Source organism: Methylobacterium sp. J-070, assembly GCF_022829385.1.
Taxonomy (GTDB): domain Bacteria; phylum Pseudomonadota; class Alphaproteobacteria; order Rhizobiales; family Beijerinckiaceae; genus Methylobacterium.
The window spans coordinates 1-23,324 of the sequence record NZ_JAKSXX010000110.1 but is presented as its reverse complement, the minus strand read 5'-3'; the positions used below and the strand labels follow the sequence as shown (position 1 = coordinate 23,324).

General features: G+C 71.2%; 21 protein-coding genes. 15 read left to right on the top strand and 6 right to left on the bottom strand.

The features are described from left to right. Positions 1 to 149: 149 nt before the first annotated feature. Entirely contained in the window at positions 150 to 1,457 is a 1,308-nt protein-coding gene (locus MKL01_RS08230; RefSeq protein ID WP_243904728.1) for a DNA-packaging protein, read from the bottom strand. Continuing rightward, a complete protein-coding gene (locus MKL01_RS08225; protein WP_243904727.1) occupies positions 1,423 to 2,073 on the bottom strand; it encodes a helix-turn-helix domain-containing protein in 651 nt (216 codons plus the stop codon). Before MKL01_RS08225 ends, MKL01_RS08230 begins: the two co-directional genes overlap by 35 nt. Positions 2,074 to 2,234: 161 nt before the next feature. Here MKL01_RS08225 and MKL01_RS35680 point away from each other — a divergent pair, with 161 nt between their 5' ends. The 3 genes from MKL01_RS35680 (at position 2,235) to MKL01_RS08215 (ending at position 4,007) form a co-directional block, all read left to right on the top strand. Then, positions 2,235 to 2,363 carry a hypothetical protein gene (locus MKL01_RS35680; protein ID WP_279604491.1) on the top strand — a complete coding sequence of 43 codons (129 nt, stop codon included), beginning with the start codon at positions 2,235 to 2,237 and terminating at the stop codon, positions 2,361 to 2,363. Then, complete coding sequence (locus MKL01_RS08220) at positions 2,353 to 3,450, top strand: sensor histidine kinase (RefSeq protein ID WP_243904726.1); 1,098 nt, start codon at positions 2,353 to 2,355, stop codon at positions 3,448 to 3,450. The genes MKL01_RS35680 and MKL01_RS08220 overlap by 11 nt, the downstream gene beginning before the upstream one ends. A 140-nt stretch (positions 3,451 to 3,590) precedes the next feature. Further along, the gene (locus MKL01_RS08215; protein WP_243904725.1) at positions 3,591 to 4,007 is read left to right on the top strand and encodes a SufE family protein; all 417 of its coding nucleotides are present in this window, start codon (positions 3,591 to 3,593) and stop codon (positions 4,005 to 4,007) included. A gap of 217 nt (positions 4,008 to 4,224) precedes the next feature. Here MKL01_RS08215 and MKL01_RS08210 read toward each other — a convergent pair whose 3' ends face one another. Next, the gene (locus MKL01_RS08210) at positions 4,225 to 4,971 is read right to left on the bottom strand and encodes a glucose 1-dehydrogenase (RefSeq protein ID WP_243904724.1); all 747 of its coding nucleotides are present in this window, start codon (positions 4,969 to 4,971) and stop codon (positions 4,225 to 4,227) included. A 107-nt stretch (positions 4,972 to 5,078) separates the two neighbouring features. On the opposite strand from MKL01_RS08210, the gene MKL01_RS08205 reads away from it, so the two are divergent. Both MKL01_RS08205 and MKL01_RS08200 read left to right on the top strand, forming a co-directional pair. After that, positions 5,079 to 5,489, top strand: coding sequence for an ArsR/SmtB family transcription factor (locus tag MKL01_RS08205; protein ID WP_243904842.1), 411 nt, complete (start codon positions 5,079 to 5,081; stop codon positions 5,487 to 5,489). A 279-nt stretch (positions 5,490 to 5,768) separates the two neighbouring features. Then, complete coding sequence (locus MKL01_RS08200) at positions 5,769 to 6,257, top strand: response regulator (RefSeq protein WP_243904723.1); 489 nt, start codon at positions 5,769 to 5,771, stop codon at positions 6,255 to 6,257. A gap of 78 nt (positions 6,258 to 6,335) precedes the next feature. On the opposite strand, the gene MKL01_RS08195 is transcribed toward MKL01_RS08200, so the two are convergent. Together MKL01_RS08195 and MKL01_RS08190 are read right to left on the bottom strand one after the other, a co-directional pair. Continuing rightward, complete coding sequence (locus MKL01_RS08195) at positions 6,336 to 7,184, bottom strand: DUF6456 domain-containing protein (protein ID WP_243904722.1); 849 nt, start codon at positions 7,182 to 7,184, stop codon at positions 6,336 to 6,338. A 92-nt stretch (positions 7,185 to 7,276) separates the two neighbouring features. Beyond that, positions 7,277 to 7,492, bottom strand: coding sequence for a hypothetical protein (locus MKL01_RS08190; RefSeq protein WP_243904721.1), 216 nt, complete (start codon positions 7,490 to 7,492; stop codon positions 7,277 to 7,279). A gap of 296 nt (positions 7,493 to 7,788) precedes the next feature. Here MKL01_RS08190 and MKL01_RS08185 point away from each other — a divergent pair, with 296 nt between their 5' ends. Further along, on the top strand, positions 7,789 to 9,924 hold the full coding sequence (locus MKL01_RS08185; RefSeq protein ID WP_243904720.1) for a S9 family peptidase: 2,136 nt from the start codon (positions 7,789 to 7,791) through the stop codon (positions 9,922 to 9,924). A 95-nt stretch (positions 9,925 to 10,019) separates the two neighbouring features. Here the strand turns inward: MKL01_RS08185 and MKL01_RS08180 are convergent, their stop codons facing one another. Next, a complete protein-coding gene (locus MKL01_RS08180) occupies positions 10,020 to 13,472 on the bottom strand; it encodes an AsmA family protein (protein ID WP_243904719.1) in 3,453 nt (1,150 codons plus the stop codon). 680 nt (positions 13,473 to 14,152) lie between these two features. Here MKL01_RS08180 and MKL01_RS08175 point away from each other — a divergent pair. The 9 genes from MKL01_RS08175 to MKL01_RS08135 all read left to right on the top strand — a co-directional run bounded on the left by MKL01_RS08175 (position 14,153) and on the right by MKL01_RS08135 (position 23,083). Further along, positions 14,153 to 14,677, top strand: a complete 525-nt coding sequence (locus tag MKL01_RS08175) for a hypothetical protein (RefSeq protein WP_243904718.1) — start codon at positions 14,153 to 14,155, stop codon at positions 14,675 to 14,677. A gap of 44 nt (positions 14,678 to 14,721) precedes the next feature. Further along, positions 14,722 to 15,888 carry a putative peptidoglycan-binding domain-containing protein gene (locus MKL01_RS08170; protein ID WP_243904717.1) on the top strand — a complete coding sequence of 389 codons (1,167 nt, stop codon included), beginning with the start codon at positions 14,722 to 14,724 and terminating at the stop codon, positions 15,886 to 15,888. 371 nt (positions 15,889 to 16,259) lie between these two features. Continuing rightward, positions 16,260 to 18,626: an ATP-dependent helicase gene (locus tag MKL01_RS08165; RefSeq protein WP_243904716.1), complete on the top strand. Its 2,367-nt coding sequence runs from the start codon at positions 16,260 to 16,262 to the stop codon at positions 18,624 to 18,626. Between the two features lie 419 nt (positions 18,627 to 19,045). Continuing rightward, positions 19,046 to 19,762: a PhoH family protein gene (locus MKL01_RS08160; RefSeq protein ID WP_243904715.1), complete on the top strand. Its 717-nt coding sequence runs from the start codon at positions 19,046 to 19,048 to the stop codon at positions 19,760 to 19,762. Between the two features lie 133 nt (positions 19,763 to 19,895). Beyond that, complete coding sequence (locus MKL01_RS08155) at positions 19,896 to 20,114, top strand: hypothetical protein (RefSeq protein ID WP_243904714.1); 219 nt, start codon at positions 19,896 to 19,898, stop codon at positions 20,112 to 20,114. A gap of 144 nt (positions 20,115 to 20,258) precedes the next feature. Continuing rightward, the gene (locus tag MKL01_RS08150; RefSeq protein WP_243904713.1) at positions 20,259 to 20,543 is read left to right on the top strand and encodes an accessory factor UbiK family protein; all 285 of its coding nucleotides are present in this window, start codon (positions 20,259 to 20,261) and stop codon (positions 20,541 to 20,543) included. A 290-nt stretch (positions 20,544 to 20,833) separates the two neighbouring features. Further along, positions 20,834 to 21,343, top strand: coding sequence for a YbjN domain-containing protein (locus MKL01_RS08145; protein ID WP_243904712.1), 510 nt, complete (start codon positions 20,834 to 20,836; stop codon positions 21,341 to 21,343). Positions 21,344 to 21,384: 41 nt separating this feature from the next. Next, positions 21,385 to 22,173: a pyrroline-5-carboxylate reductase gene (gene proC / locus MKL01_RS08140; protein WP_409566220.1), complete on the top strand. Its 789-nt coding sequence runs from the start codon at positions 21,385 to 21,387 to the stop codon at positions 22,171 to 22,173. A gap of 103 nt (positions 22,174 to 22,276) precedes the next feature. Then, positions 22,277 to 23,083 carry a TetR/AcrR family transcriptional regulator gene (locus tag MKL01_RS08135; protein WP_243904711.1) on the top strand — a complete coding sequence of 269 codons (807 nt, stop codon included), beginning with the start codon at positions 22,277 to 22,279 and terminating at the stop codon, positions 23,081 to 23,083. Positions 23,084 to 23,324 lie beyond the last annotated feature (241 nt).

The window sequence follows — 23,324 nt, the reverse complement described above, 5'->3', positions numbered from 1 at the left end:
AATCTCTACCGTTCGCCGCGGCGCCGTGGCCGGTCCGCCACAGATTGGCTCAAGAAATTGTGTATACAGGATTCAGTTCGTTCCAGAGACCACGAACCGACTTCCGGCGCGTCCCTCGCAGGGGCGCGCCGCATTGTTTTCGGCCTCCCTCAGAGGCGTCGGATCCGCGGCTCCGCCCGGGTCTCCAGCATCAGGTGCGTGAGCGCCCAGACCAGGGCATCGAGCCGGTCCGGCGATCCCCCGCCCGACAGGCCGTCCGGCCCGAAATCGCAGAGCTCGTCCTCGAGCGCCGGGAACGCCCCGACATGGTGGACGAGCCCGCGGGCGTAGAGGAGCGAGACCGGCTCGGCCCGCAGGTACTTGCCGCGGGTCGCGTGGACGCGGGTCACCGGCACGGCGGGGTCGCACTGGGCGAGCACCGCGGCGGCCATCTCGCCCCCCTGGTTGACCTCGACCACGAGGGCGTCGGCCGCCAACCGGTGGTAGAGCGCCAGCGCGGTCCCGGCCCAGGCCTGCGGGGTCGCCCGGGCGAGGCTCGCATCGGCCAGCACGTAGGCGCGCCCACCGGCACGCCCGGCGGCCACGATCCCGCAGGCATCCGAGCGCGCCCCCGCGGTCGCGGGCGGATCCACCGCCACGACGATCCGGGCCAGCTCCGGCGCGGCGGCGACCCGGGCCGCCTCCAGGGCGCCGCGCTCCCACAGGGCATCGTCCCGGTCGGCGACGAGCTCGCCGTCGAGTTCCTGGCGGCCGAGCCGGGTGCCGGCGTAGCGCCCGACCACCCGCTCCAGGAAATCCGGTGCGAGGTGGTGGGCGTTGTCGTGGGTCCGGGCGCGGCTCACCACGGTGCGCGTATCGGCGAGGAGGCGCCGGATCAGCGGCACCGGGCGGGGCGTCGTGGTGACGAGGTTCCGCGGGCGGGCGCCGAGGCGCAGTCCGAATTGCAGCATGTCGAAGGCCACCTCGGGCCGGCGCCACTTCGCAGCCTCGTCGCACCACGCGGCGCCGAATTGCGGGCCGCGGAGGGCGTCCGGCTCCTCCGCCGAGAAGGCGAACGCGACCGCGCCGTTGGCCCATTCGAGGCGGCGACGGCTCGGCGACCAGGCCGGGCGGCCGCGACCGCGCCGGGGCAGTCCGAGGAGTCCCGACGGACCCTCGACCATCACGTCGCGGACGTCGTGGTGGGTCTCGCCCACCAGCGCGATGCGCCCGACCGGCTCGGGGGTGAAGGCCGGATCGCCCCGGGCCAGGGCGTCGACCCATTCGGCACCGGTGCGGGTCTTGCCGCTGCCGCGGCCGCCGATCACCGCCCAGGTGGTCCAGGGCTCGGCATCCGCCGGCGGAAGCTGGTCGGGCCGGGCCTGATGCAGCCAGTCGCCGGCGAGGATCCGGAGCAGCTCCGGCGGCAGGGTCTCGAGGAAGTCAGGCAGACGCCCGGCCGCCGACAAAGCCAGCATAGCGTCGCGCGATGTCCGCGCGCAGGGCGGGCAGGTCGGGTTCGGTATCGCCATCGCCCCCCTCCCCCTCCGGACACCGGGCGCCGTCGGCCGCCAGCGCCTCGACCAGCCGCGTGAGCCCGGCGAGGTCGCGCAGCACCCGGGCGGAGTCGCGCAAAGCCGCCCCCTCGCCGCTCAGCGCCGCGTCGAAGGCGGCGATCTGCCGGGCGATGTGGGCGCGCAGATGCGCCCGCAGGATCGCCGGGTCGGTCGCCGCCCCGTGGTCAATGCGCGGAGCGCCCGCGGGCGGGCGTTGCAGCTTCGACAGGGCCGAGACCATCGTCTTCGCCGGAAGCCGGCCGAGGCCGAGGACCTCGGTGACATCGGCGGGATCGAGGCCCGGTGCGCAGAGCACACGGACCAGGGCCGCCTGGCGCTCCGCCGGCCAGCGCCCGATCGCCAGCCGCGGCGACCCGCACGGCGGCCGGGGCCACCCGGCCCGGGTGTTCCAGGTCCGGATCGTGCCCGGGCTGATGCCGAGGCGGGCGCCGATCGCGTCGAAGGTGAGGTCGGTCTCGCGCAGGAGCCGCAGGGCTTCCGCCCGCCGGTCCGCCGGGTGGGCGCTGACTGGCCACATCGGCGTCTCTCCGCACACGTCTCGACCGTGCCTGGGTGATAGCCGATCAGCGGGACGGTGTCAAGCTATAATTCCTATTTTCCGGACCAGATAGGATTTATGGCAGAGCGCGGCCGGCCCGGCCGCCGACCTCCGTGTGGCCGCAGGCGCGGGACCGGTGGATGGCGATCCTGAAGGCATCCGAAGACCGGAACGGCCGTTCGGTCGACACGTTGACCGGCGCCATCCGCACGCAGGCATCTCGTCTCACGCAGTTCGTCAGAGCGAATCGAGTACAGAATGGTCGGTGAGCCACCAGGGTCCGGAGCGGTCGAACCGCTGGACGTCGGTGCCGCGGGGGATCCCGGGGTGCGCCCGGCGCCGGGCGCCGCGGAGGCCGCCGCCCTGAGCGACAGCTTCAGGCAGTTCGCCGACGTCGTGCCGCTGATGATGTGGCGGTCGGACGAGAACGGCCACGCGATCCACCACAACGAGTGTTGGCTGCAATTCACCGGCCGCCCCCTGGAAGAGGAACTCGGCCTCGGCTGGCGCAGCGGGCTGCATCCGGAGGATTTCGAGCGGCACGCCAAGATCGTCGCCGGCGCCTTCGAGAGGCGGGCGCCGTTCACCGTCGAGTTCCGCCTGCGGCGGCACGACGGCGTCTACCGCTGGCTGCTCGACACGGCGCGGCCCCTCGTGGAGGACGGACGGTTCCTGGGCTTTCTCGGCTCCTGCTTCGACATCACCGACCGCAAGCACGCGGAGGAGCACATCGAGCACGCGCTGGCCGAGAAGGAGACCCTGCTGGCCGAGGTCTACCACCGGGTGCGCAACAATCTGCAGGTGATGGTCAGCCTGATCGGCCTCTACGGCCGTGCGGCGCCGGATGCCTGCCGCGGCAGCTTCGAGGCCCTCGGCCAGCGGGTCCGGGCGATCGCGCTGGTGCAGCAGCACCTGCACGAGGCGCCCCACATCGCGTCCATCGACCTCAAGGACTACCTGTACCGCCTCGCCTCCGGCCTCGGACAGTTACGGCGGGCCGGGCGGATCAGCGTCCAGGTCGGCGGCAACGGGAACGGCCTCGTCGAGCCGCGCACCGCCAACGCGCTGGGCATGATCGTCGCGGAGATCGTGGCCGAGTGCCTGGACGCCACCGCCGAGCACATCGCCTGCTCCATCACCATCGACATGGAGGCCGCCTTCGGTGAGCCGCTGCGGCTGTCGATCGTCTCCGGCGTGAGCGAGATGGCGGCCTCCGGCCGGTCGAACGTGCCGAAACTCGGGCCCCGGCTCATCGCCGCCTATGCGGCCCAGGCGGAGATCGCCGTCACGGGCGATGCCAGCCCGGGCGATCCCCTGCGGCTGAGCCTGCCGCCGGCGCGTCCCGCCGCCCCGTAGCCCCCCGCGGCGCCCGGCCCCGTCGCCAGGACGCTGCGGCCGGCCTATACAGCGTCGTTCCGAAAGGTGGCTGCCGGTTTTCGGATCCCGACGCGACCCGCGGACGAACCGAACGCAGACCATTCCGGACCCGGCCCAGCATGCTTCCCCCGATCGACACCATCATCGACAATTTCGAGATCGTCGAGGACGACGATATGCGGCTCGAGTACCTGATCGAGCTCGGCCGCGCCCTGCCGCCGATGCCCGACGCCCTGCGGAACGACGCCAATCGGGTCCACGGCTGCGAGAGCCAGGTCTGGATCGACACGGCGGTCGCGGAGGGGCGCCTCGTCCTGCAGGGCTTCAGCGACTCGTTCATCGTGCGCGGCTTCGTGGCGCTGATGGTGGCGCTCTACACCGGCAAGACGCCGCGGGAGGCCGCCGAGACCGACGGCCTGGACCTGTTCCGCCAGCTCCGCTTCGGTGCCCACGTGACCTCGAAGCGCTCCAACGGCGTGCGGTCCATGGCGGAGCGCATCCATCACGACGCGGTCCGGCTCGCCGCGGCGGGCTGAGGCGCCCCACCCGCCCCCGCGCAGAGCGATGCGGGCCGGGATCGATGCGTCGCAGGGCCGGGCGGATGTGCGATCTCCGCTTCCGGCGGACGATGCAGGACGAGCGGAGATCCCGCGGTCGGCACCGATCCGCTGAGGGCAGCCTGCGCATGCATCTTGGTTTTCTGCCTGCGCGGGCTCAGGCAACCGAAGCGCGCGCAGGCGGAACGGTGCCGCGTCAGCGAATGCCGCCGCTGGCGGTGATCTCTTCGCCTGTCACCCAGCGGGCATCGTCGGACGCGAGGAACGCGACGACCCCGGCGATGTCGTCCGGATGGCCGGCGCGGCCAAGCGGCGTCTGCGCGACGAAGCCGGCCTCCATCTCCGAGCCGACGATGCCGGCCGTATGCGTGCCCTCAGTGACCACGAAGCCCGGGCTCACCACGTTGACCCGGATCCTGCGCGGAGCCAATTCGTTGGCGAGAACGCCCGAGATTGCGTTCAGGGCACCCTTTGTTCCAGTATAGACTGCCGATGTCGGCGTATGCACACTGGTGACGGCCGACGAGATGTTGACGATGCTGCCGCCTTCGCCGAGGTGCTTCGAAGCCGCTCGGGTCGCGAGCAATACACCCAGCACATTGACGTCGAAGAGACGGCGATAATGCTCTTCCGTTACGTCCTCGATCGGTGCGAATTCGTAGACGCCGGAATTGTTGACCAGCACGTCGAGCCGGCCGAACTGCTTGATCGCCGCCTCGATCAACCCCTGGGCCTGTTCGGCCTTGGAGACGTCTCCCTGGACCGCGACGGCCCGGCCCCCGGCCGACGTGATCGCATCGACGACGGCGTCGGCGCCCGCCTTGCTGGACGCGTAGTTGACCACGACCGCGGCGCCATTCTTCGCCAGGGCCTTGGCGATGGCTGCACCGATACCCTTGGAAGCGCCGGTTACCACGGCGACCTTACCCTCAAGCTTCGACATCTGTGCTAACCTCCGGCATGGGTCGGCTCCGGGCTGGTCGCCTCATTCCCATAGTTCGGAATTTTGGAACTATGGAAGCCTCGATCAAGCCCCCATATGAAGAAAACATGAGGCCTCTGTTCCATCCCGCGATCGAGGACGTTCAACCGGAAGCGATCCTCCACGCGCTGTCCGATCCGAACCGTGCGGCGATCTTCGCCAAGATCATGCAGACAGGCTGCGTCGAAGCGTGCTCGGCCGTCGCGGCGATGGGGGACCGGGTCATCCCGAAATCGTCGCTCTCGACCCACTTCAAGGTGTTGCGCGAGGCCGGGCTGATCCGTAGCGAGCGTCACGGAGTGGAGATGCGGAATCATTCGCGGTGGAGCGAGGTGAACGCACGGTTTCCGGGATTGCTGGCTGCCATCATCAACGCCTACGCGTCGGAGGCTGAACAGGCCTGCCCGATGGCGAGCACGCAGTCGCCGGACAACGGCAGGTCGGACCTCCGGGTCTCGGGACGGGGCACACCGTCTTGAACGGCGAGGCCAAGGCGAAAGCCGCAAGGGTGCCGACGGTCCGTGCCAAGCCGTTCGTGATGCGGCGCAGGGTCGACAATTCGGCCTTCGGCCTAATCCAGAGCGGCTGAAGGGCGCGCCGACCGGTCGAGGGATGGGGGCGCCGATTAGGCACCCTGCGCCCGGTGAGATAGGATGGCGACGCGCTCCGGCATCCGGAGAACAGCGACATCGCCATGCCGGAGTGCTCCGAAGCTCCTCGTCCTGACGACGGTAAGTCTGAGATCGGGAGAACATGCGGTGATCGCCGACAACAGGCCCATAGCCATCCTCATCGCGGAAGCGGATCGGGTCGTCCGTATGGTCACGGCCGACATGCTGAGCGATCTGGGCTTTCGGGCCATCGAGGTGCGCACGGCCGCCGAGGCGCTGGCGGTGCTCGAGGAGAATGACGACGTGCGCGTGCTGATCACCGGGCGGCGCATCGTGGGCGATGGCGTCGCCCTGGCCCACATGGTTCATCAGCGTTGGCCCGCCGTCGGCATCATCGTCACCTCGGGAGCCGGCGCGGATCTGAAGCGCGCGTTGCCGCCTGGGACACGCCTGCTCAGCAAGCCGTACGACTTCGCGGACCTCATCCAGGAGGTCGAAGCCGGCCTCGGAGAGATCTGGGAGGAGCCGGCCGCCGCGCCCCTGCTGCCGAGCGGTGTACCGCCCCATACGGGAACGGAGGTCGGCAACGGCGTGGGGGCTGTCGCCGCGCCCACGACGGAGCCGGACAAGACCTGACCGCCGCGCCCCAGTCCGGCACGCCCGATCGCCCGACCGGGCTCCGCACACGGGGACGCGACGCCGTCCGACCGGCCGTCACCCCCGCCACAGGCGCAGGCGCGCCCGCTCGGGCCCCGTGGCCTCCCGCTCCAGCCCGTAATGCTCGGCCAGCCGCCCCAGCGCGATGCGCGCCACGACCTTGGCCGACCGGGCCGGCCAGCGCCGCTCGGCCTCGATCCGCTCGAGCCCCTTGAGGAACCCGCAGAGGTCGATCAGCAGGCCCGACAGGTCGCTCCCGACCGCGTCGAGGGCGCCGCGCACCCGTTGCCGGGCCGCGATCACGTGGTCGGCCGCGGAGGCCGGATCGCGCGGTCCGCCGCCGTCGACCCGGGGGGCGCCGAGAGTGCTGCCCATCCGGGGCAGCAACGCCGCGGTGGTCATGTCGCTGCGCAGCCGTTCTCCGGCCTCGAAGGAGGCCGCGTCGAGCAGCGGCGCGCCGTCCCGGTCGCGCCGGCGCGCCATCCAGGCCAGGGGGCTCTCCGACGCGTTGCGCACGACCGGACCGGCTTCGCCCTCCGCGACGTCGAGGTCGTGGTGCTGGGCCGCGTAGGCCAGATCGCCCGGCATCGCCTGGCGCCGCAGGCGCGCCCGTCCGGCGGCGCTGATCGTCAGGCGCGTGCCGGCGGCGTCCCACGCCGCCAGATCGGCCGCCGTGAGGACCCGGCCCGACGCCGTCGCGAAGCGGCCGCCGCCCACCGAGATCCCGTCGCCCCCCTGCCGGACCACCAGGGCCTCCTCCCCGAGGGGATCGGGCCGCGCGTAGGCGCCCGCGGCGCCGAGCCGCGCCAGCAGGCGGGATGCCTCCGCCGGAAGGTCCCCGGTGGCGCGGCGGCCGCGCTTGCGCCGGCCGGACTCGGCAGCCCCGGCTCCGGTCAAGACGTTCATGATTTGTTCCAATGTTGTGGGGCCTGACGCGCAAGCCCTCATCCTCTCAGGAAAATCCGGCGCGTCAAGGTATATTTACCTACAACCCACAGCTATCCTGCCGCAGCGCCGCGCGTCGGCGGCCGGCGGAGGATCTCGGCGATCTCGTCCTCCGGCTTGCCGCGGATCTCGTAGCCCATCGCCTCGAATCGATCGATCAGGGCCGTGCTGGTGACGGCGGAGCGCGCGGCCCAATCGGCCAGCATCGCGTTCATCCGCTCCAGATCCGCTGCGGGATCGGCGTCCTGCGGGGTGGGGATCGCGACCATGTCGGCACCTCGGAATCGGACCGGCGGCCACGATCGACGCCACCGCCCGCGAATCAACGCCTGATCTCGGTGCGGGCTCCCGCGGCCGAACCGGGCGCCGCCATTCCGGGGGCCGGAGGCTGGCCCGGGGTCCGGAACCGCTGCCGGCGCAGGGGCCGGGCCCGGCGATCCGTCCGGTTCCCGGGTTCCGCGACGCGCGCGTTTGCCCGCAGTCCCGCGTCGCGCCGTCTTGCATCCGCGCCCCCGGCGGGACACACCCCCTCACCCGAACGTGACGGGACCCGACGGGAGACACGATGACGGAGATCGGCCACGGCCTGCTCGCTCAACCAATCGGCGCGCCGGTCGCAGAGGTCCGGCCGCGGCGCTTCAGCGTCCACGGGCGGGAGATCACCGACCCCTATGCCTGGCTGAAGGCCGAGAACTGGCAGACGGTGCTTAAGGACCCTGCCGCGCTGCCCGACGACATCGCCGCCTACCTGAAGGCCGAGAACGCCTTCGCCGAGCGGGCCCTGGAAGGCGGCGCGGCGCTGCGCCGGCAGCTGGTCGCCGAGATGCGCGGGCGGATCCAGGAGGACGAGAGCGGCGTCCCGGAGCCCGACGGGCCGTTCGCCTACTACACGCGCCACCGGGAGGGCGGGCAGCACCCGCTGATCTGCCGGCGTCCGGCGACCGCGCCCGACGTCCCCGAATCCGGGCCGGACCCGGACGAGACGATCCTCATCGACGGCGACCGCGAGGGCGAGGGCCTGCCGTTCTTCGAGATCGCCGCCGCGGCGCATTCCGACGACCATGCCCGGCTCGCCTGGAGCGCCGACACCAAGGGCTCGGAACTCTACACGCTCCGGGTGCGCGACATCGCCACCGGCCTCGACCGCGACGACCGGGTCGAGGCGACCTCCGGCGAGGCGGTCTGGGCGGCGGACGGCGAGAGCTTCTGGTACGTGGCGCTCGACGCCAACCACCGGCCCGCCAAGGTCATGCGCCACCGGGTCGGCACCGCGCAGAGCGCGGACGAGACGGTCTACGCGGAGCCGGATGCCGGCTACTTCGTCCATATCGGCAAGACGCAGTCCGGCGCCTTCCTCGACGTGACGGCCAGCGACCACGAGACCTCCGAGGTCCGGCTGCTCGACCGGCACGCGGAGGGCGCCGAGCTTCGCCTCGTGCACCCCCGGGAGCCGCTGCTGATCTACGGGGTCGAGCATCGCGGCGACCGCCTGTACATCCGGACCAACGCCGACGGGGCCGAGGACTTCAAGATCGTCACCGCGCCCCTCGACGATCCGGGCCGGGCCAACTGGACCGACCTCGTGCCGCACCGGCCGGGGGTGATGATCCGCCACCTGCACCTGCTGGCCGACCATCTGGTCCGGCTGGAGATCGAGAACGCCCGGCCGCGGATCGTGGTGCGCGACCTCGGCGACGGCGTGGAGCATCCGGTCGCCTTCGACGAGGAGGCCTATTCGCTGGGCCTGCGCGCCGGCCTCGCCTTCGACACGGCGACGATCCGCTTCGTCTACGCGTCGATGACGACGCCGTCCGAGACCTGGGACTACGATTGCGGCAGCCGGGCGCGGACCCTGCGCAAGCGGCAAGCGGTGCCGAGCGGGCACGACCCCGCCGCCTACGTGACGCGCCGGCTCTTCGCCACCGCGCCGGACGGCGAGCAGGTGCCGATCTCGCTGCTGCACCGGCGGGACCTCGCCCTCGACGGCAGCGCGCCGCTCCTGCTCTACGGCTACGGCTCCTACGGGACGCTGATGCCGGCGGGGTTCCGCACCAATCTCCTGAGCCTCGTCGACCGCGGCTTCGTCTACGCCATCGCGCATATCCGCGGCGGCACCGAGAAGGGCTGGCGCTGGTATCTCGACGGCAAGCGCGAGAGGAAGCCCAACACCTTCACGGACTTCATCGCCTGCGCGCGGGCGCTGATCGCGGCCGGCTGCACCGCCGAGAAGCGGATCGTCGCCCATGGCGGCTCCGCGGGCGGCATGCTGATGGGGGCGGTGGCCAACATGGCGCCGGAGCTGTTCGCCGGCATCGTCGCCGACGTGCCCTTCGTCGACGTGCTCAACACCATGCTCGACGCGGAACTGCCGCTGACCCCGCCGGAATGGCCCGAATGGGGCAACCCGGCCGAGAGCGAGGCCGCCTTCCGGACGATCCTGTCGTACTCGCCCTACGACAACGTCGCCGCCAAGGACTACCCGGCGATCCTGGCGCTCGGCGGCCTCACGGACCCGCGGGTGACCTACTGGGAACCGGCCAAATGGGTGGCGCGGCTGCGCGCCACCATGACGGGGGGCGGCCCGGTGCTGCTGCGGATCAACATGGAGGCCGGCCACGGCGGCGCCGCCGGCCGCTTCGACCGGCTGGAGGAGGTGGCGCTGATCTACGCCTTCGCCCTCGCGGCGGTGGGGAAGGCCTAGGCGCGCCGGCAGCGGAGCACGGGGTCGCGCCGCTGCCGGCGCGATGACGGCGCGACGGGCGCGATTCGACCGCTGTCACGGGGTCGAACGGCCCCTCACGGCTTGGCCGCGGGCGGCTGCGCGCCCTCCGGGCCACCGGATGCGCCCTCCCCGAGGATCCGCGTCCGGCGCGCCGCCTCCTCGGCGGCCCTGTCGGCGGCAGCCTTCTCGGCGGCGGCCTTCTCGGCCGACGCCTTGAGCGCCGCGGCCCGCGCCCTGTCCATCTCGATCCGGTTGCGGCGGCGCTGCCGCTCGACCTGGTCGGCCTCCGTGAGTTCGATCGATTCCAACTCGCGCTGCAGCACGAAGGCCGCGAGCCCGTTCGACAGGGCGCCGACGTCGAGGGTCCGCTCGGGCGCGGCGAGCGCCCCGGTCAGGCCGAGCTGGACCGCCGGCGGCCCCGCGCTCCAGCCCCGCGGCACCGGTCCGCCGGAGAGCAGCCCGCGGGCGTCGAGGCGGCCGGCGCGCAGGTCGTAGCCGATGCTGCCCGACCAGCGCGCCGGACCGAGATCGATGTCGAAGGGCCCGGCCCGCAGCACGCCGCCCACGATCGTGGCGGCGGCGCGGGCCGGGCCGCGGGCCCGCGCGCCGCCCTTGGCGAGCTCCTCCGAGACCACGGCCTGGAGCCGGCCCTCGCGCAGCGGATCGTCCATCTCGGCGGCCCGCGCCAGGGCGCGGCCCAGGCCCGCGGGATCGGCCCCGGGCAGGGTGAGGTCCGCCAGCGCGAGGGTGCCGCTGCCCGAGAGGTTCTCGGCGAGGCCCGGGCCGGTCTCGGCGGTGGTGGAGACGCGCAGGTCCGCGCTCAGGCGGCCGCCGACGGGGCCGCCGGCCAGCGCCGGGAGCGCGACGTCGTCGAGGCGCCCCGATCCGGCGATGGCGGCCGCCGCCCCGAGGCGCGTCAGCGTGACCGATCCCGCGATGCGCCCCCCGGCGAGGGCGCCGCTCAGATCGCGCAGGGTCAGGCCGGTCTCGGCGAGGTCGACGGCCAGGCCCGCATCGGTCGCCGCGAGGCCGTGCCCGAGATCCAGGCTGGCGACGCGGAGGTCGAGGGCGGCGGTCGGGAGCGCGGCGGGCGCCCCGAACCGTCCGTTTCCCGCCTCGGGCAGCACGGTGGCGGCCGCCAGCTGCGGCAGCGACAGGCGGTCGACGGTGAGGCGGCCGCTCAGGGAGCCGCCGGGCGCCCGTTTGAGCGTGCCGCCGACCCCCGCGCCCGCGATCCGGCCGGCGAGGTCGGCGACGCTGGCACCCCGGTCGGCGGCGAGCGACACGGTCAGGTCCGCCGGCCAGGCGCCCGACTGGAGGTTGGCGGCCCCGGCCAGCGTCAGGAACGGGGCGAGATCGGGCGTCTCGACGTGTAGCGCGCCGGCCGTGGGCACGGCGTCGGCCCCGATCAGGAGCGGCGTCCCGGTGGCGACCCTGAGCCCTGCCAGGGTGCCGTCGACCGCGACGGCGAGCGCCCCCCCCGCCCCGCGCTCGGCGCTCAGGTGCAGCGCGGCGGGCTGCCGGAGGCCGGGGATGTCCGGGCGGCCGAACCACGCGCCCGTCCGGGGACCGGTCAGGGCGGCGGTCCCGCCCGCGATCCGCGTGCCGCGGCTCGTCAAAGTCATGTCGAGGGTTCCGCCGCCGGCGCTGCCCTTCGCCTGCGTGCGCAGGGCCTCGGCGGGGCCGCCCTCCCGGTCGAGGCTGACGGCGAGGTCGAGGGGCGCGTCCCGCAGGAAGGCGGGCAGCAGGCGGATCTCGCCGACCCAGACCCGCTCCAGCAGGCCGAGGAGCGGCGCCGCCGCCGGCGCCTTCAGGCGGCCGGAGACGCGCCCGGTCCCGTCCGCGCCGATCCGGCCCGACAGGGTGGCGCTCGCCCCCGCGAGGTTGGTCACGTCCAGGCTGTCGACCACGAGGCCGGCGCCGTCCGACTGGATGCGGGCCGCGACGGTGCCGGTCCCGGGATTGCCCGCCCCGAACCGGACGTCCTGGGCCTCCAGGGTCAGGGCGAGGTCGTGGTCGCCCAGGCTGCCGAGGGTCGCGCCGAGGGGCGGCAGGCCGGCGATGTCGAGGCCGCTCGCGCGGATCTGGGCCTCGAACCGCCCCCGCGCGCCGGCCTCGGCGGCCGTGTAGCGGGCGTTGCCGCTGATCCGGGCCGGCCCGAGGGTCAGGCGCAGGTTGCGCAGGAACAGGCTGTCGGCGGCGGCCGACACGTCGGCGGCGGCCTCGACCCGGCGCCCGTCGAGGAGCGCGGGCAGCGGCCCCTCCAGGCCGAGGCGGCGCAGGTAGCGGCCCAGGGCGTCGGACTCGGGGGCGCTCAGGCTGACCGGGCCGGTCAGCCGCAACGGCGCCGTCTCGATCTCGCCGCTGGCGCTCAGGCTCGCCCCCGCGGGGCCCGTCACCGCAAGGCGGCGCAGCAGGATCCCGCCCGCCCGCTCGACGGTCCCGGCCAGCGCGAGATTCGTCCAGTCCTCGCCGCCCAGCACGGCGCTGCCGACCGTGACGTCGACGTCGAGCATGGCCGGAAGGCCCCCGGGCCACCGGGGGGCGCCGCGGGCGATCAGGGCCTGGCCCTCGGGCGAGGCCAGGAAGGCGTCGAGATCGAGGCGGCGGGCCTCCAGGGTCAGGCCGGCGCGCCACTGGCGCAGGTCGAGGCGGCCGGTCCCGCCCAGCCGCAGGGCGCGGCCGCCCGGATCGAGGGCGAGGTCGACGGTCTCGAACCGTACCTGGGTCCCCCGGGCCTTGAAGGTCCCGCCGAGGGAGAACGGCAGGTAGGCGCCCGCGGCCTGGGTCGGGGGGCCGACCACCAGGCGGGCGGTGCCCTCGGACTCGACCATGACGGCCCGGCCGGCCTCGGCCGGCGCGAGGCCGAAGCGCGCATCCGCCTCGAACCGCGGATGGGCGTCGCCGCCGCCCGAGATCTTCACGGCGAGCCGGCCGTCCGGCCCCGGCGTGCCGCTGACGACCCGGAACGGGAGGCCGCCGCTCGTCCCCTCGGCCCGCCAGGGGCCCACCAGCGCCGGCGCCTGGAGGGTCAGGTCCTGCACGTAGAGCTGGTCGGTCCGGCCCGTGGCCGGCACCTGGGTGGTGACGAGGAATTGCTGGACGTGCAGGGCCTCGATGGCGAGGTCGCGCCCGCGCAGGGATTCGCCGAGATCGGCCGGCAGCTTCACCGCGTCCGGTCCGGCAAGCGGGAGCTTGATCTCGGCCCGGCCGATCCGGGTCTCGGTGAAGCGGATCTCGCCCTTCAGCAGCGGCGCCAGGGCGACCTCGGCCTTGACGAAGCGGGCGTCGAGGGACGGCCTGTCCGGATCGGTCCCGAGGTGCAGGCGGTCGACGCGCAGCCGCGGCGACGGCAGGAGCCGCAGCTCGATCCGGCCGTCGGTCCGGACCGGGACGCTCAGGGACTGGGCGAGCGCCCGGTCGACGAGGGCGCGGTGGGCCTGCCAATCGACGAAGGGCGGGACGGCCAGCGCCGCCACGAGAACCAGGATGACGGCGCCCGCCAGCGCGGTCAGAAGATCACGCACCGTTCCCGTTCCGCACTCTGTTCCCGCACGGGCCGGCCGCCGCGATGCCGCCCCGCGTGCCCCCCTGGGCCAGCCGACAGGGCCATAGCACGATACGAAGCGCAGGGCGCCAGCGGTGATCCGACCGGTCGGGGGCCGCGTATCGGCGGGTTCCGGACCGGGCCCTGCGTCGCTCCACCTATCCGGAAACGGATCGCGTCTGCCGGAGCCTCCTCTGCGGGGCGCGTGCGGCGAACCGAGGAAGCGGCCCGGACTACCGGACCTGAATGCGCTCCATCCGACGCCGCTTCACGCATCCCGTTTCGGCCTGTCTGTAGGCCGATTCCCTGGCTCACACCGGGCGCTCGCCGACGGAGGCGAGCGCTCAAGCGGGTACGACGCCGGACTTGGTGGGGCGGCTCACGAACGCCGGCACACAATTGACTTCAGGCATTTATCTTTCATATTCCGCAAACAAATCTTGGTAATTATTGTATGTATAAGTACAAATATTTTAATAGTAAAGTATCTTCTGCATCATCGAAGCGGCCAATCCAAAATTTGACGATTTTCAATAATTTATAAAATATTTTTTTGACGGATAAATTTCCGGCAATGTCATTTTGCTTGAGGATAAATCTTCACTTGCGCAATATCTGAGGGCGATTTAGAGTATTGGATCTATCAGAAAGGCTTCATCGATGAGAGGGAGTGGCAGCACATCCTGGGTCGTCCTGTGGCTGGCCGTCACCGCCTCGCCAGCGATGGCCGACGCATCTGCGGGCCAAAGCACGGGAGTCTTTGGCTATATCGTTGTGACGATCGTCGCGGTCGGCACGGTTGTCGGCCTCGCGACGATCCGAAGCTCGTTGCTTACATCGACATGGTCTCTCGCCGACGCACTGTCCGAGGAAGCGGAGGTGTCGCTCATCGATGACACCACGAAGCAGCCAGTCTTGGACGCCGGTAAGCCGGTGTTGATCACCAAATTATGTCCGAGCACCAGCCGCTTCATCGCCATGATCGGACTGATCGCTATTCTCATGCTCTACATCGGTTTTGGACTGATCGAGCTACAGAGATACGGTGAGACGGGCGCGCTTCCACAGCCTGACGATGTGAAAAACCTCATGTATTTCCTGTTGGGCGGCGTCACGATGTTTGCGCCGTATCTCATCAATAAATTCGCGTCCGTATTCGACTGGTTGACGCCAAAAAAGCCGTAGCTGGCGGAGTGCCAGCCGCCCCTGTCTCACCCGGAGGGTTGCAGATGAGTACGTCCGAGCAGAGGAAGGATATCGCCAAGTTCATCTATGATCACGAGGCTCGGATCGTCAATCATCATCTCTCCGTCTATATGCTTCCGGCCGGGGATGGTGGCGGGACTTACGAGGTGGCTGGTATCAACAACAGGTACCATCCGGAAGAAGCGCTCGCCTTGGCGCAACTCATCAGCGAAGAGAAATACGACGAGGCGGCGGCCCGCGCCCAGGAATACATCGCCCTCCAGACCGACCCGGTGACCACGTGGACGACCGTCGTCGCCCTCGAGGCGATGCTGCGCGACTGCTCGTTCAACCGGGGCGGGCATGGGGCGGCCCGTATTTTACAACGCGCGCTGGGGGTGGAGGACGACGGCTATGTCGGCCCCGCGACCAAGAAGGCACTCGCCTCCTATGCGGGCACGTCCGTAGACTTGCTGACTGCGCTTCGCGCTGCACGGGAGCAATACGAGCGAGACGTGGGCCATCGCGATGAGAGCAGCCCCTTCTGGAAGGGGCTCCTGAACAGATGGAATGACGCATTCACGTTCGCCAAGACGTTCCTGACCGCGACCACGCCGGCCTCCTCCCCGGCGGAAGTGGCTGCCGCCCCGGCCGCCGCGTCACCTCAGATCGATGCGCCCGCCATCGCCGCAGCAGCGGTTTCGGCACCTGCAATCCTGACCGGCAACTTTTACGAGTCCGTCATCAAGAAGGACCGCCGGTACAACGCCATCGACCGTGTTTCGGACCCGGATCTGCTCGAGCCCGTCACGCGGGCGGCCGTGATGGCGATCGTCGCAGACGCCAATGCGCATGGATACGGGGTTGCCATCTACGAGACTTATCGCAGTCAGGCGCGGCAGCAATATCTCTTCGAGCACAAGGCTACGAAGCTGAGGACGGTCGGCGTTCACCATTATGGAATGGCCTGCGACATCGTCAAACGCATCAACGGCGAGTGGAGTTGGAAGGGCGACTTCAGCTTCCTCAGCGGGTTCGCCAAGCAGCACGGACTGATCTTGGGTGGGACCTGGGGCCAGCCCAACGTCCATCACACGTTCTACGACGACGACCACGTCCAGCGCTGCACTGTGAAGCGGCAGGAATCCCTGTTCACCGGGCAGTGGTATCCATCCGCAGACTACGATCCCTACAAGGATGGCGCGACGTAGCCCGGCCTCCGGGACGGGCGCGCAAGGCTTGCATGACGCACCTTGCATGACGGCCATCGCGAAGGGGCCGGCCCATCCCCTTCCATCGCCCAGGGCGGGCTCTTGTTTGATCCAGTCCTCTCCGATGCCGCGGAGGGAGCCGCTCACCGATGGAGACGGGGAGCCGGTGATCGGAAGCGGCCGCGGTCTCAAGGTCCGACATGAATCGAGACCAGCCCATCGCACGGTGGAGCCGATCGCATCCGCCCCCATCCCCGTCGCGTCGCGCAGCGCCTGCAAACAGCCATTTCCCTCCGCCCGCCGCACACCCGCCGGTCGCATCGCGCGCGAACCACCTCGACGCCGTTCGCGATTTGGTCCAGGGATGCAGGATGCAGAACCGCCCGCATGCGCAGCCCGCCGGGGACGGCGCTCCCGCCTCATCCATCGCCGCCCGCGCCATGGGCGCGCTCCGCCGCGACGCCGCCGGCTATCTCGAGGGGCTCAACCCCGAGCAGCGCCGCGCCGTCGAGACCACGGAGGGCCCGGTCCTCGTCCTGGCCGGGGCCGGCACCGGCAAGACCCGGGTGCTGACGACGCGCATCGCCCACCTCATCTCCACGGGTCGGGCGCGCCCCTTCGACATCCTGGCGGTGACCTTCACCAACAAGGCCGCCCGGGAGATGAAGCACCGGATCGGCGCCCTGATCGGCCCGGCCGGCGAGGGCATGCCCTGGCTCGGCACCTTCCACGCCATCGGCACCAAGATCCTGCGCCGCCATGCCGAGCTCGTCGGGCTGAAATCCGACTTCACCATCCTGGGCACCGACGACCAGCTCCGGCTGATGAAGCAGGTGATCGCCGACCAGAACATCGACGAGAAGCGCTGGCCCGCCCGCGCCCTTGCCCATGTCATCGACGGCTGGAAGAACCGCGGGCTCTCGCCCGAGCAGGTGCCCCCCGGGGAGGCCGCATCCTTCGCGTTCGGCAAGGGCGGCGCGCTCTACACCGCCTACCAGGCCCGTCTCGCCACGCTGAACGCCGTCGATTTCGGCGATCTCTTGCTGCTGTGCCTCAAGCTCTGGCGCGAGAACAAGGACATCCTCGAAAACTACCAAGACAGGTTCCGCTACATCCTGGTGGACGAGTACCAAGACACCAACGTCGCCCAGTACCTGTGGCTGCGCCTGCTCGCGCAAACCCGCAAGAACATCGCCTGCGTGGGCGACGACGACCAGTCGATCTACGGCTGGCGCGGCGCCGAGGTCGACAACATCCTGCGCTTCGAGCACGATTTTCCCGGCGCCGTGGTGGTCCGCCTGGAGCGCAACTACCGCTCCACCGGCCACATCCTGGCGGCCGCCTCGGGGCTGATCGCCAAGAACGAGAGCCGGCTGGGCAAGACCCTGCGCACCGACGACGAGCCGGGCGAGCGCGTCACCGTGTCGGGGGCCTGGGATTCCGAGGAGGAGGCGCGGCTGCTCGCCGAGTCGATCGAGTCGCTGCAGGCGAAGCAGCATCCCCTGTCGGAGATCGCCGTGCTGGTGCGGATCTCCGCGCAGATGCGCGAGATCGAGGATCGCTTCGTCCAGCTCGGCCTGCCCTACCGGGTGATCGGCGGCCCGCGCTTCTACGAGCGGGCCGAGATCCGCGACGCCCTGGCCTACCTGCGCGCCACCGTGAACGTCAGCGACGACCTCGCCTTCGAGCGGATCGTCAACACCCCCAAGCGCGGCCTGGGCGACGCCACGCTCCAGCAGCTCCACGGCTACGGCCGCGCCAACCGGCTGCCCCTGCGGATCGCCGCCGAGCGCCTGTGCGAGACCGACGAGCTGAAGCCCCGGGTCCGCTCGACCCTGCGGGCGATCACCGAGAGTTTTTCGCGGTGGGCGCGGCTGGTGGAGACGCAGCCGCACAGCGAGGTCGCCCAGACCATCCTGGAGGAATCCGGCTACACCGAGATGTGGCAGAAGGACCGGTCGGCGGACGCGGCCGGCCGCCTGGAGAACCTGAAGGAATTCGTCCGCTCGATGGAGGAGTTCCCCGACATGGCGGCGTTCCTGGAGCACGTCTCCCTGGTGATGGAGGCCTCCGAGACCGAGGGCGCCGACCGCGTCTCGCTGATGACGCTCCACGCCGCCAAGGGGCTCGAATTCGACACCGTGTTCCTGCCCGGCTGGGAGGACGGCCTGTTCCCCAGCCAGCGGGCGCTGGACGAGAGCGGCCGGGCCGGGCTCGAGGAGGAGCGGCGGCTGGCCCATGTCGGCCTCACCCGGGCGCGCAAGCGGGCCAAGCTCTCCTTCGCGGTCAACCGGCGGATCCACGGCCTGTGGTCCTCCACCATCCCGTCGCGGTTCATCGACGAATTGCCCGAATCCGCCGTCGACGTGGTCGAGGCCCCCGCGCACTTCTCCGCCGGCGCCTCGCGCTTCGACCGGAACCCGGCGCCATTCGGGTCGAGCTACGGCACCCCCGGCTGGCAGCGGGCCCAGGCCAACACCGCCCAGGGCTCCGGCGGCCGGTCCGGGGGCGGCTTCGGGTCGGCTCCCGGGGGACGCGCGGGCGGCCCGCGGCAGATCGAGGGCGAGCTGATCGCCAAATCCACGGGCGCGCCGTCGTCGTTCCAGGGCGGCCAGCGGGTCTTCCACACCAAGTTCGGCCCCGGAACGGTCGCCGCGGTCGACGGCAACAAGCTGACCGTTGACTTCGACAAGGCCGGCCGGAAGATGGTCCTCGACAGCTTCATCCAGGCTGGATGACGCGGGTCCCGCCGACCAAGCCCGAACGTCTCAGGGCGGCAGGGTCGGCCGGCTTCGCCCGTGCGGGCGGGGAGATCGCGAGACCGTGCCGGATGCCCCGTCATCCCGTCTCTTCCCGTCCCGGTCTGATGCATCCGTGCCAGCAGCGCGGCATTTTCGGACCCGCCGCACCATCCGTCACCCCTTAGTCACACCCTCCGAGCAATCGTCGGATGCGAATCACGTTGGTGCGGCGGTTGCATCGCGTGTTCGGCTCCGGGCGCGGTGGCGTGACGCTCTCCACAGGCGAACGGGCACGGAGTGGAACCTTCGGCATGGTGCCGATATTAGTTTCGGAATAAAGTAAAACCGGGAGCACGTAGGTAAACGGCAGTTCAGAAACAGATCCAGGTTGGCAAGTCCCGTTGGAGTGTACATCCATGAAGAGACGCCGCGCACGACTTGAACTGGTTGAAGACCGCACGTCCCGCATCCACCGCACACGCTTCGACGAAGAACGCAACCTCAGCCCCATCCAGCCCCTCACCGAACGCCAGGCTGAGTATCTCGACGCGCTGGCCCGCTCCCCGCAGGTCATCGTCCTGGGGCCCGCCGGCACCGGCAAGACCTTCATCGCCGGCACCCGGGCCGCCGACCAGCTCCGCCAGCGCCGGATCGCCAAGGTGGTCATCACCCGCCCGAACGTGCCCTCGGGCCGGTCCTTGGGCTACTTCCCCGGCACCCTCGAAGAGAAGATCGCCCCCTGGGTCGCCCCGCTGACCGAGGCCATGAAGGAGCGGATGGGCGCCGCCGCCTTCGAGATCGCCCTGAAGACCGGCGACATCGAGATCGTCCCCTTCGAGGTGATGCGCGGGCGGACCTTCAAGAACTGCCTGGTGATCCTGGACGAGGCCCAGAACACCACGGTCAACGAGATCAAGATGTTCCTGACCCGGATCGGCGACGACTGCCAGGTCATCATCAACGGCGACATCTCGCAGACCGACCTGCGCGAGACCTCGGGCCTGCGAACCGTCATGCACCTGATCAAGAGCCGGATGATGCCGATCCCGGTGGTCGAGTTCACGCGCAACGACATCGTCCGCTCGGGCATCTGCGCCGAATGGGTGAAGGCCTTCGAGGAAACGAATCTCTAATCCAGAAGTTGATGGCGGCGGGTCCTCGACGACCCGCCGTGCCGGCCCCCGGCACGAGACGGCTCTTCGATCCTCCCGACCGGGCGGATGAATCGGGCACATTGTCCAGCCATCAAAGAACTGGAGTCTCTTCGTGAGGAAACTGACCTTCGCCTTCGCCGTCCTGGCCACCCTCGGCGCCGGCGCCCTTGTCCAGCCCGCCTCGGCGGCCCCGGCCATGCCGGGTGCGGTCGCCGCCCCCGACGGCGTCACCCAGGTCCGGATGCACCGGATGGAGCATCGCATGATGCACCGTCGCATGGAGCGCCGGATGATGCGCCACCGGATGCACCGTCGCATGCACCGCATGTGAGGATCCGGGAGGGCGGGGCCGGATCGGCCCCGCCTTCCCCCCTGCGTCCGGGCGTTGCGGCTCAACCCGAAGATTCCTATCTCCTCGCCTCGAATCGTGCAGTCAGGCGGCCGACGCGGCAGCCGGCCGATCCGGGAGACCAGGATGCCCTCCTCCAATCGACTGTTCGACGACCTCGCCCGCCTGATGACCGACGCGGCCGGTGCCGCCCAGGGCGTCCGCCGGGAGGCCGAAACCGTGGTCCGGGCGCAGCTCGAGCGCGTCGTCCGCGACCTCGACATCGCCTCCCGGGAGGAGCTCGACGTGCTGCGCGACCTCGTGACCAACCTGCAGGCGCAGAACGCGGCGCTCACGGCCCGGGTCGAGGCGCTGGAGGCGCGATCCGGCAGCGCCGGAGCCGGTGCGGCGGGGCTGAGCGAGGTCGTCTGAGTCCGCCGCGCAACGCGACCGGCTTTTACACAGGAAGCGGCGGCGACGATCCGGTTTCCTGTTCACTGAACCGGACCTGCACTTTGTGTCGCGAGTCACGGCCGGTCTATAGTCGGGCATAGGGTGATTCGACCGCTGCGGGGCGATGTCCGCGGAGCTTCGACAGTCGATCGCGTCACCCCCCGGCGAAGACCTGCCGGTCGTCTCAGTTCTCGGAGTGTTCTCACGCTCCGGCTTCGCGTCACCGTCACGTCGGGCCTGCACTCGTTCAGGCTGTCCTTTGGATCGTCATGCCGCTTCTCAACGTCGACTTCCACGACCCGGACCGGAACGAGCATCCGCTCGACGTCGTCGAGCGGCTGGCGTCCCTGCGCGACTGGATCTTCGATCGGGCCGAGACCGACGAGATGTCGGTCACCAGCCCCGGCCGGTGGACCGACTACAACGTGGCCTTCACGTGGATCGAGGACGTGGAGGCCCTGCACGTCGCCTGCGCGTTCGATCTCAAGGTCCCGGAGCGCCAGCGGACCGAGGTCATGCGGCTGATCGCGCTGATCAACGAGCAGTTGTGGGTGGGCCATTTCGATCTCTGGACCAGCGACAGCGTGGTGATGTTCCGCCACGCCCATCTCCTGACCGGCGGGGCGGTGCCGACGCACCCGCAATGCGCCACGATGATGAAGACCGCCGTGGACGCCTGCGAGCGGTACTTCCAGGCGTTCCAGTTCGTGCTCTGGGCGGGCAAGAGTGCCCGGGAGGCGCTGGACGCCGTGCTGTTCGAGACCGAAGGCGAGGCGTGACGGCGCCGGGCCTCCCCGGGGCGCGGATGCCGGCATCCCTGATGCTCGCCGGCGCCGGCAAGATGGGCGGGGCGATGCTGAGGGGCTGGCTCGACGCCGGCCTCGACCCGAGCCGTACCACGATCATCGACCCCGTGCCCGCCCGCGCGATCGTCGATCTGTGCACGCGGACGGGCATCGCCCTCAATCCCCGGGATCCCGCGCCGGGGGCCGTGCTGGTCCTCGGCATCAAGCCGCAGGGGCTCGATGCGGCCGCGCCGGGCCTCGACCGGCTCATCGGCCGGGATACCCTGCTGGTCTCGATCCTGGCCGGCAAGACGGTCGCGGATCTGCGCACACGGCTGCCGCGGGCCCGGGCGGTGGTCCGGGCGATGCCGAACCTGCCGGCCAGCATCGGCCGGGGCGCCACCGGGGCCTACGCGAGTCCCGAGGTCGCCCCCGACCAGCGGGGGGCCGCCGAAGCGCTGCTCGCCGCGAACGGGACGGTGGCGTGGCTCGCCGACGAGGCGCAGATCGACGCGGTGACGGCGGTCTCCGGGTCCGGTCCGGCCTACGTCTTCCTCCTCGCCGAGACGCTGGCCGAGGCGGGGATCGCCGTCGGGCTCGATCCGGACGTGGCGCGCGACCTCGCCCGGGCGACCGTGGTGGGAGCGGGCGCGCTCCTCGCGGAAGATCCGGCCGAAGCGGCGGAGTTGCGCCGCAACGTCACCTCGCCGGGCGGGACGACGGCGGCGGCCCTCGACGTGCTGATGCGCCCGGACGGCCTGGCTGCGCTCATGCGCGAAGCCGTCGCGGCGGCCCGGCGGCGCGCGGAAGACCTCTCCGGCTGACGGCGCCCGGCGCCCGTGCGGCATGGCCGCACGACGGCCCTGCCCTTGGGGCCCGCGCTGCCTACATGAGGCCGGACGACCGAGAGGAGCGGGCGACAGATCGATGACCGAGAGCAGAACCCCCTCGAAGCGCCCGCGGAAGACCGCCACGTCCGCCGCGGCGAGCCAGGATCACGGGCGCGCGGTGCCGGAGCGCGAGGCCCCGGAGAGCGCCGCCCGGAGCGACAGCCCGCCGAAGGTGTCCCCCCGGGAGGCGGCCGTCGAGGCCCTGATGCGCCTGGCCGCGGAACAGCCCTGGAACGACATCGAGATCAGCGACATCGCCCGGGAAGCGGGCCTGACCCTCGCGGAGCTGCGCGATGTGTTTCCGTCGAAGGGCGCCGTGCTCGGCGGCCTGACGCGGATCATCGACCGGAAGGTTCTGGAGGGTGACAGCGCGGGCCTCGAGGAGGAGCCGACGCGGGAGCGCCTGTTCGACGTGCTGATGCGCCGCCTCGACGCGATGACGCCCTACAAGCCGGCGCTGCGGCGGATCGCCTACGCGCTGCGCGGCGAGCCGCTCTCGATGCTGGCGCTGAACGGCGTCATGCTGAACTCCCATCGCTACATGCTGGCGGCGGCGGGGATCGACACCGAGGGGCCGCTCGGGCAGCTCAAGCTCCAGGGCGTGGTGATCGCCTTCGCCCGCGTGACCCAGGTCTGGCTCGACGACGACGATCCGGCCCTTGCCAGGACCATGGCCCGGCTCGACAAGGAGATCCGCAACGGCGAGCGCATCATGGAACGGGCCGCGGACGTCCGCAGGCTCACCGCGCCCCTGCGGGCCCTGGGGCGCTCGCTCCTGGACCGGCGCCCCCGCGAGCGTCGCAGCCGCGACGGCGACGAGTCGGATCCGGCCGCCGCGATCTGAGCGGCGCCGGCCGCTCAGACCTCGGATCGGTCGCGGGGTTCGGCCGCGCCAGCGAACCGGCGTGGATGGTGACCCGCCGTCTAGGCGGCCTGGATGTGGTGCAGGAAGCCGTCGATGTCCTGCTTGACGGTGAGCGACTGCGTGGCGAGCGCGGCGGCGGCGTCGAGCAGCTGGGCGGCGGCGCTGCCGGTCTCCCCCGCCGCCGCCCGCACCCGGGCCACCGTGGCCGAGACGTCCTGCG

Bases quoted from the DNA above. Each gene is read 5' to 3' on its own strand.
- MKL01_RS08205 (WP_243904842.1), top strand. From the start codon at position 5,079: ATGAGGCCTCTGTTCCATCCCGCGATCGAGGACGTTCAACCGGAAGCG.
- MKL01_RS08185 (WP_243904720.1), top strand. From the start codon at position 7,789: ATGACGGAGATCGGCCACGGCCTGCTCGCTCAACCAATCGGCGCGCCG.
- MKL01_RS08215 (WP_243904725.1), top strand. From the start codon at position 3,591: ATGCTTCCCCCGATCGACACCATCATCGACAATTTCGAGATCGTCGAG.
- MKL01_RS08210 (WP_243904724.1), bottom strand. From the start codon at position 4,971: ATGTCGAAGCTTGAGGGTAAGGTCGCCGTGGTAACCGGCGCTTCCAAG.
- proC (WP_409566220.1), top strand. From the start codon at position 21,385: ATGCTCGCCGGCGCCGGCAAGATGGGCGGGGCGATGCTGAGGGGCTGG.
- MKL01_RS08225 (WP_243904727.1), bottom strand. From the start codon at position 2,073: ATGTGGCCAGTCAGCGCCCACCCGGCGGACCGGCGGGCGGAAGCCCTG.
- MKL01_RS08150 (WP_243904713.1), top strand. From the start codon at position 20,259: ATGCCCTCCTCCAATCGACTGTTCGACGACCTCGCCCGCCTGATGACC.
- MKL01_RS08230 (WP_243904728.1), bottom strand. From the start codon at position 1,457: ATGCTGGCTTTGTCGGCGGCCGGGCGTCTGCCTGACTTCCTCGAGACC.
- MKL01_RS08190 (WP_243904721.1), bottom strand. From the start codon at position 7,492: ATGGTCGCGATCCCCACCCCGCAGGACGCCGATCCCGCAGCGGATCTG.
- MKL01_RS08135 (WP_243904711.1), top strand. From the start codon at position 22,277: ATGACCGAGAGCAGAACCCCCTCGAAGCGCCCGCGGAAGACCGCCACG.
- MKL01_RS35680 (WP_279604491.1), top strand. From the start codon at position 2,235: ATGGCGATCCTGAAGGCATCCGAAGACCGGAACGGCCGTTCGGTCGAC.
- MKL01_RS08165 (WP_243904716.1), top strand. From the start codon at position 16,260: ATGCAGAACCGCCCGCATGCGCAGCCCGCCGGGGACGGCGCTCCCGCC.
- MKL01_RS08145 (WP_243904712.1), top strand. From the start codon at position 20,834: ATGCCGCTTCTCAACGTCGACTTCCACGACCCGGACCGGAACGAGCAT.
- MKL01_RS08175 (WP_243904718.1), top strand. From the start codon at position 14,153: ATGAGAGGGAGTGGCAGCACATCCTGGGTCGTCCTGTGGCTGGCCGTC.
- MKL01_RS08195 (WP_243904722.1), bottom strand. From the start codon at position 7,184: ATGAACGTCTTGACCGGAGCCGGGGCTGCCGAGTCCGGCCGGCGCAAG.
- MKL01_RS08170 (WP_243904717.1), top strand. From the start codon at position 14,722: ATGAGTACGTCCGAGCAGAGGAAGGATATCGCCAAGTTCATCTATGAT.
- MKL01_RS08160 (WP_243904715.1), top strand. From the start codon at position 19,046: ATGAAGAGACGCCGCGCACGACTTGAACTGGTTGAAGACCGCACGTCC.
- MKL01_RS08220 (WP_243904726.1), top strand. From the start codon at position 2,353: ATGGTCGGTGAGCCACCAGGGTCCGGAGCGGTCGAACCGCTGGACGTC.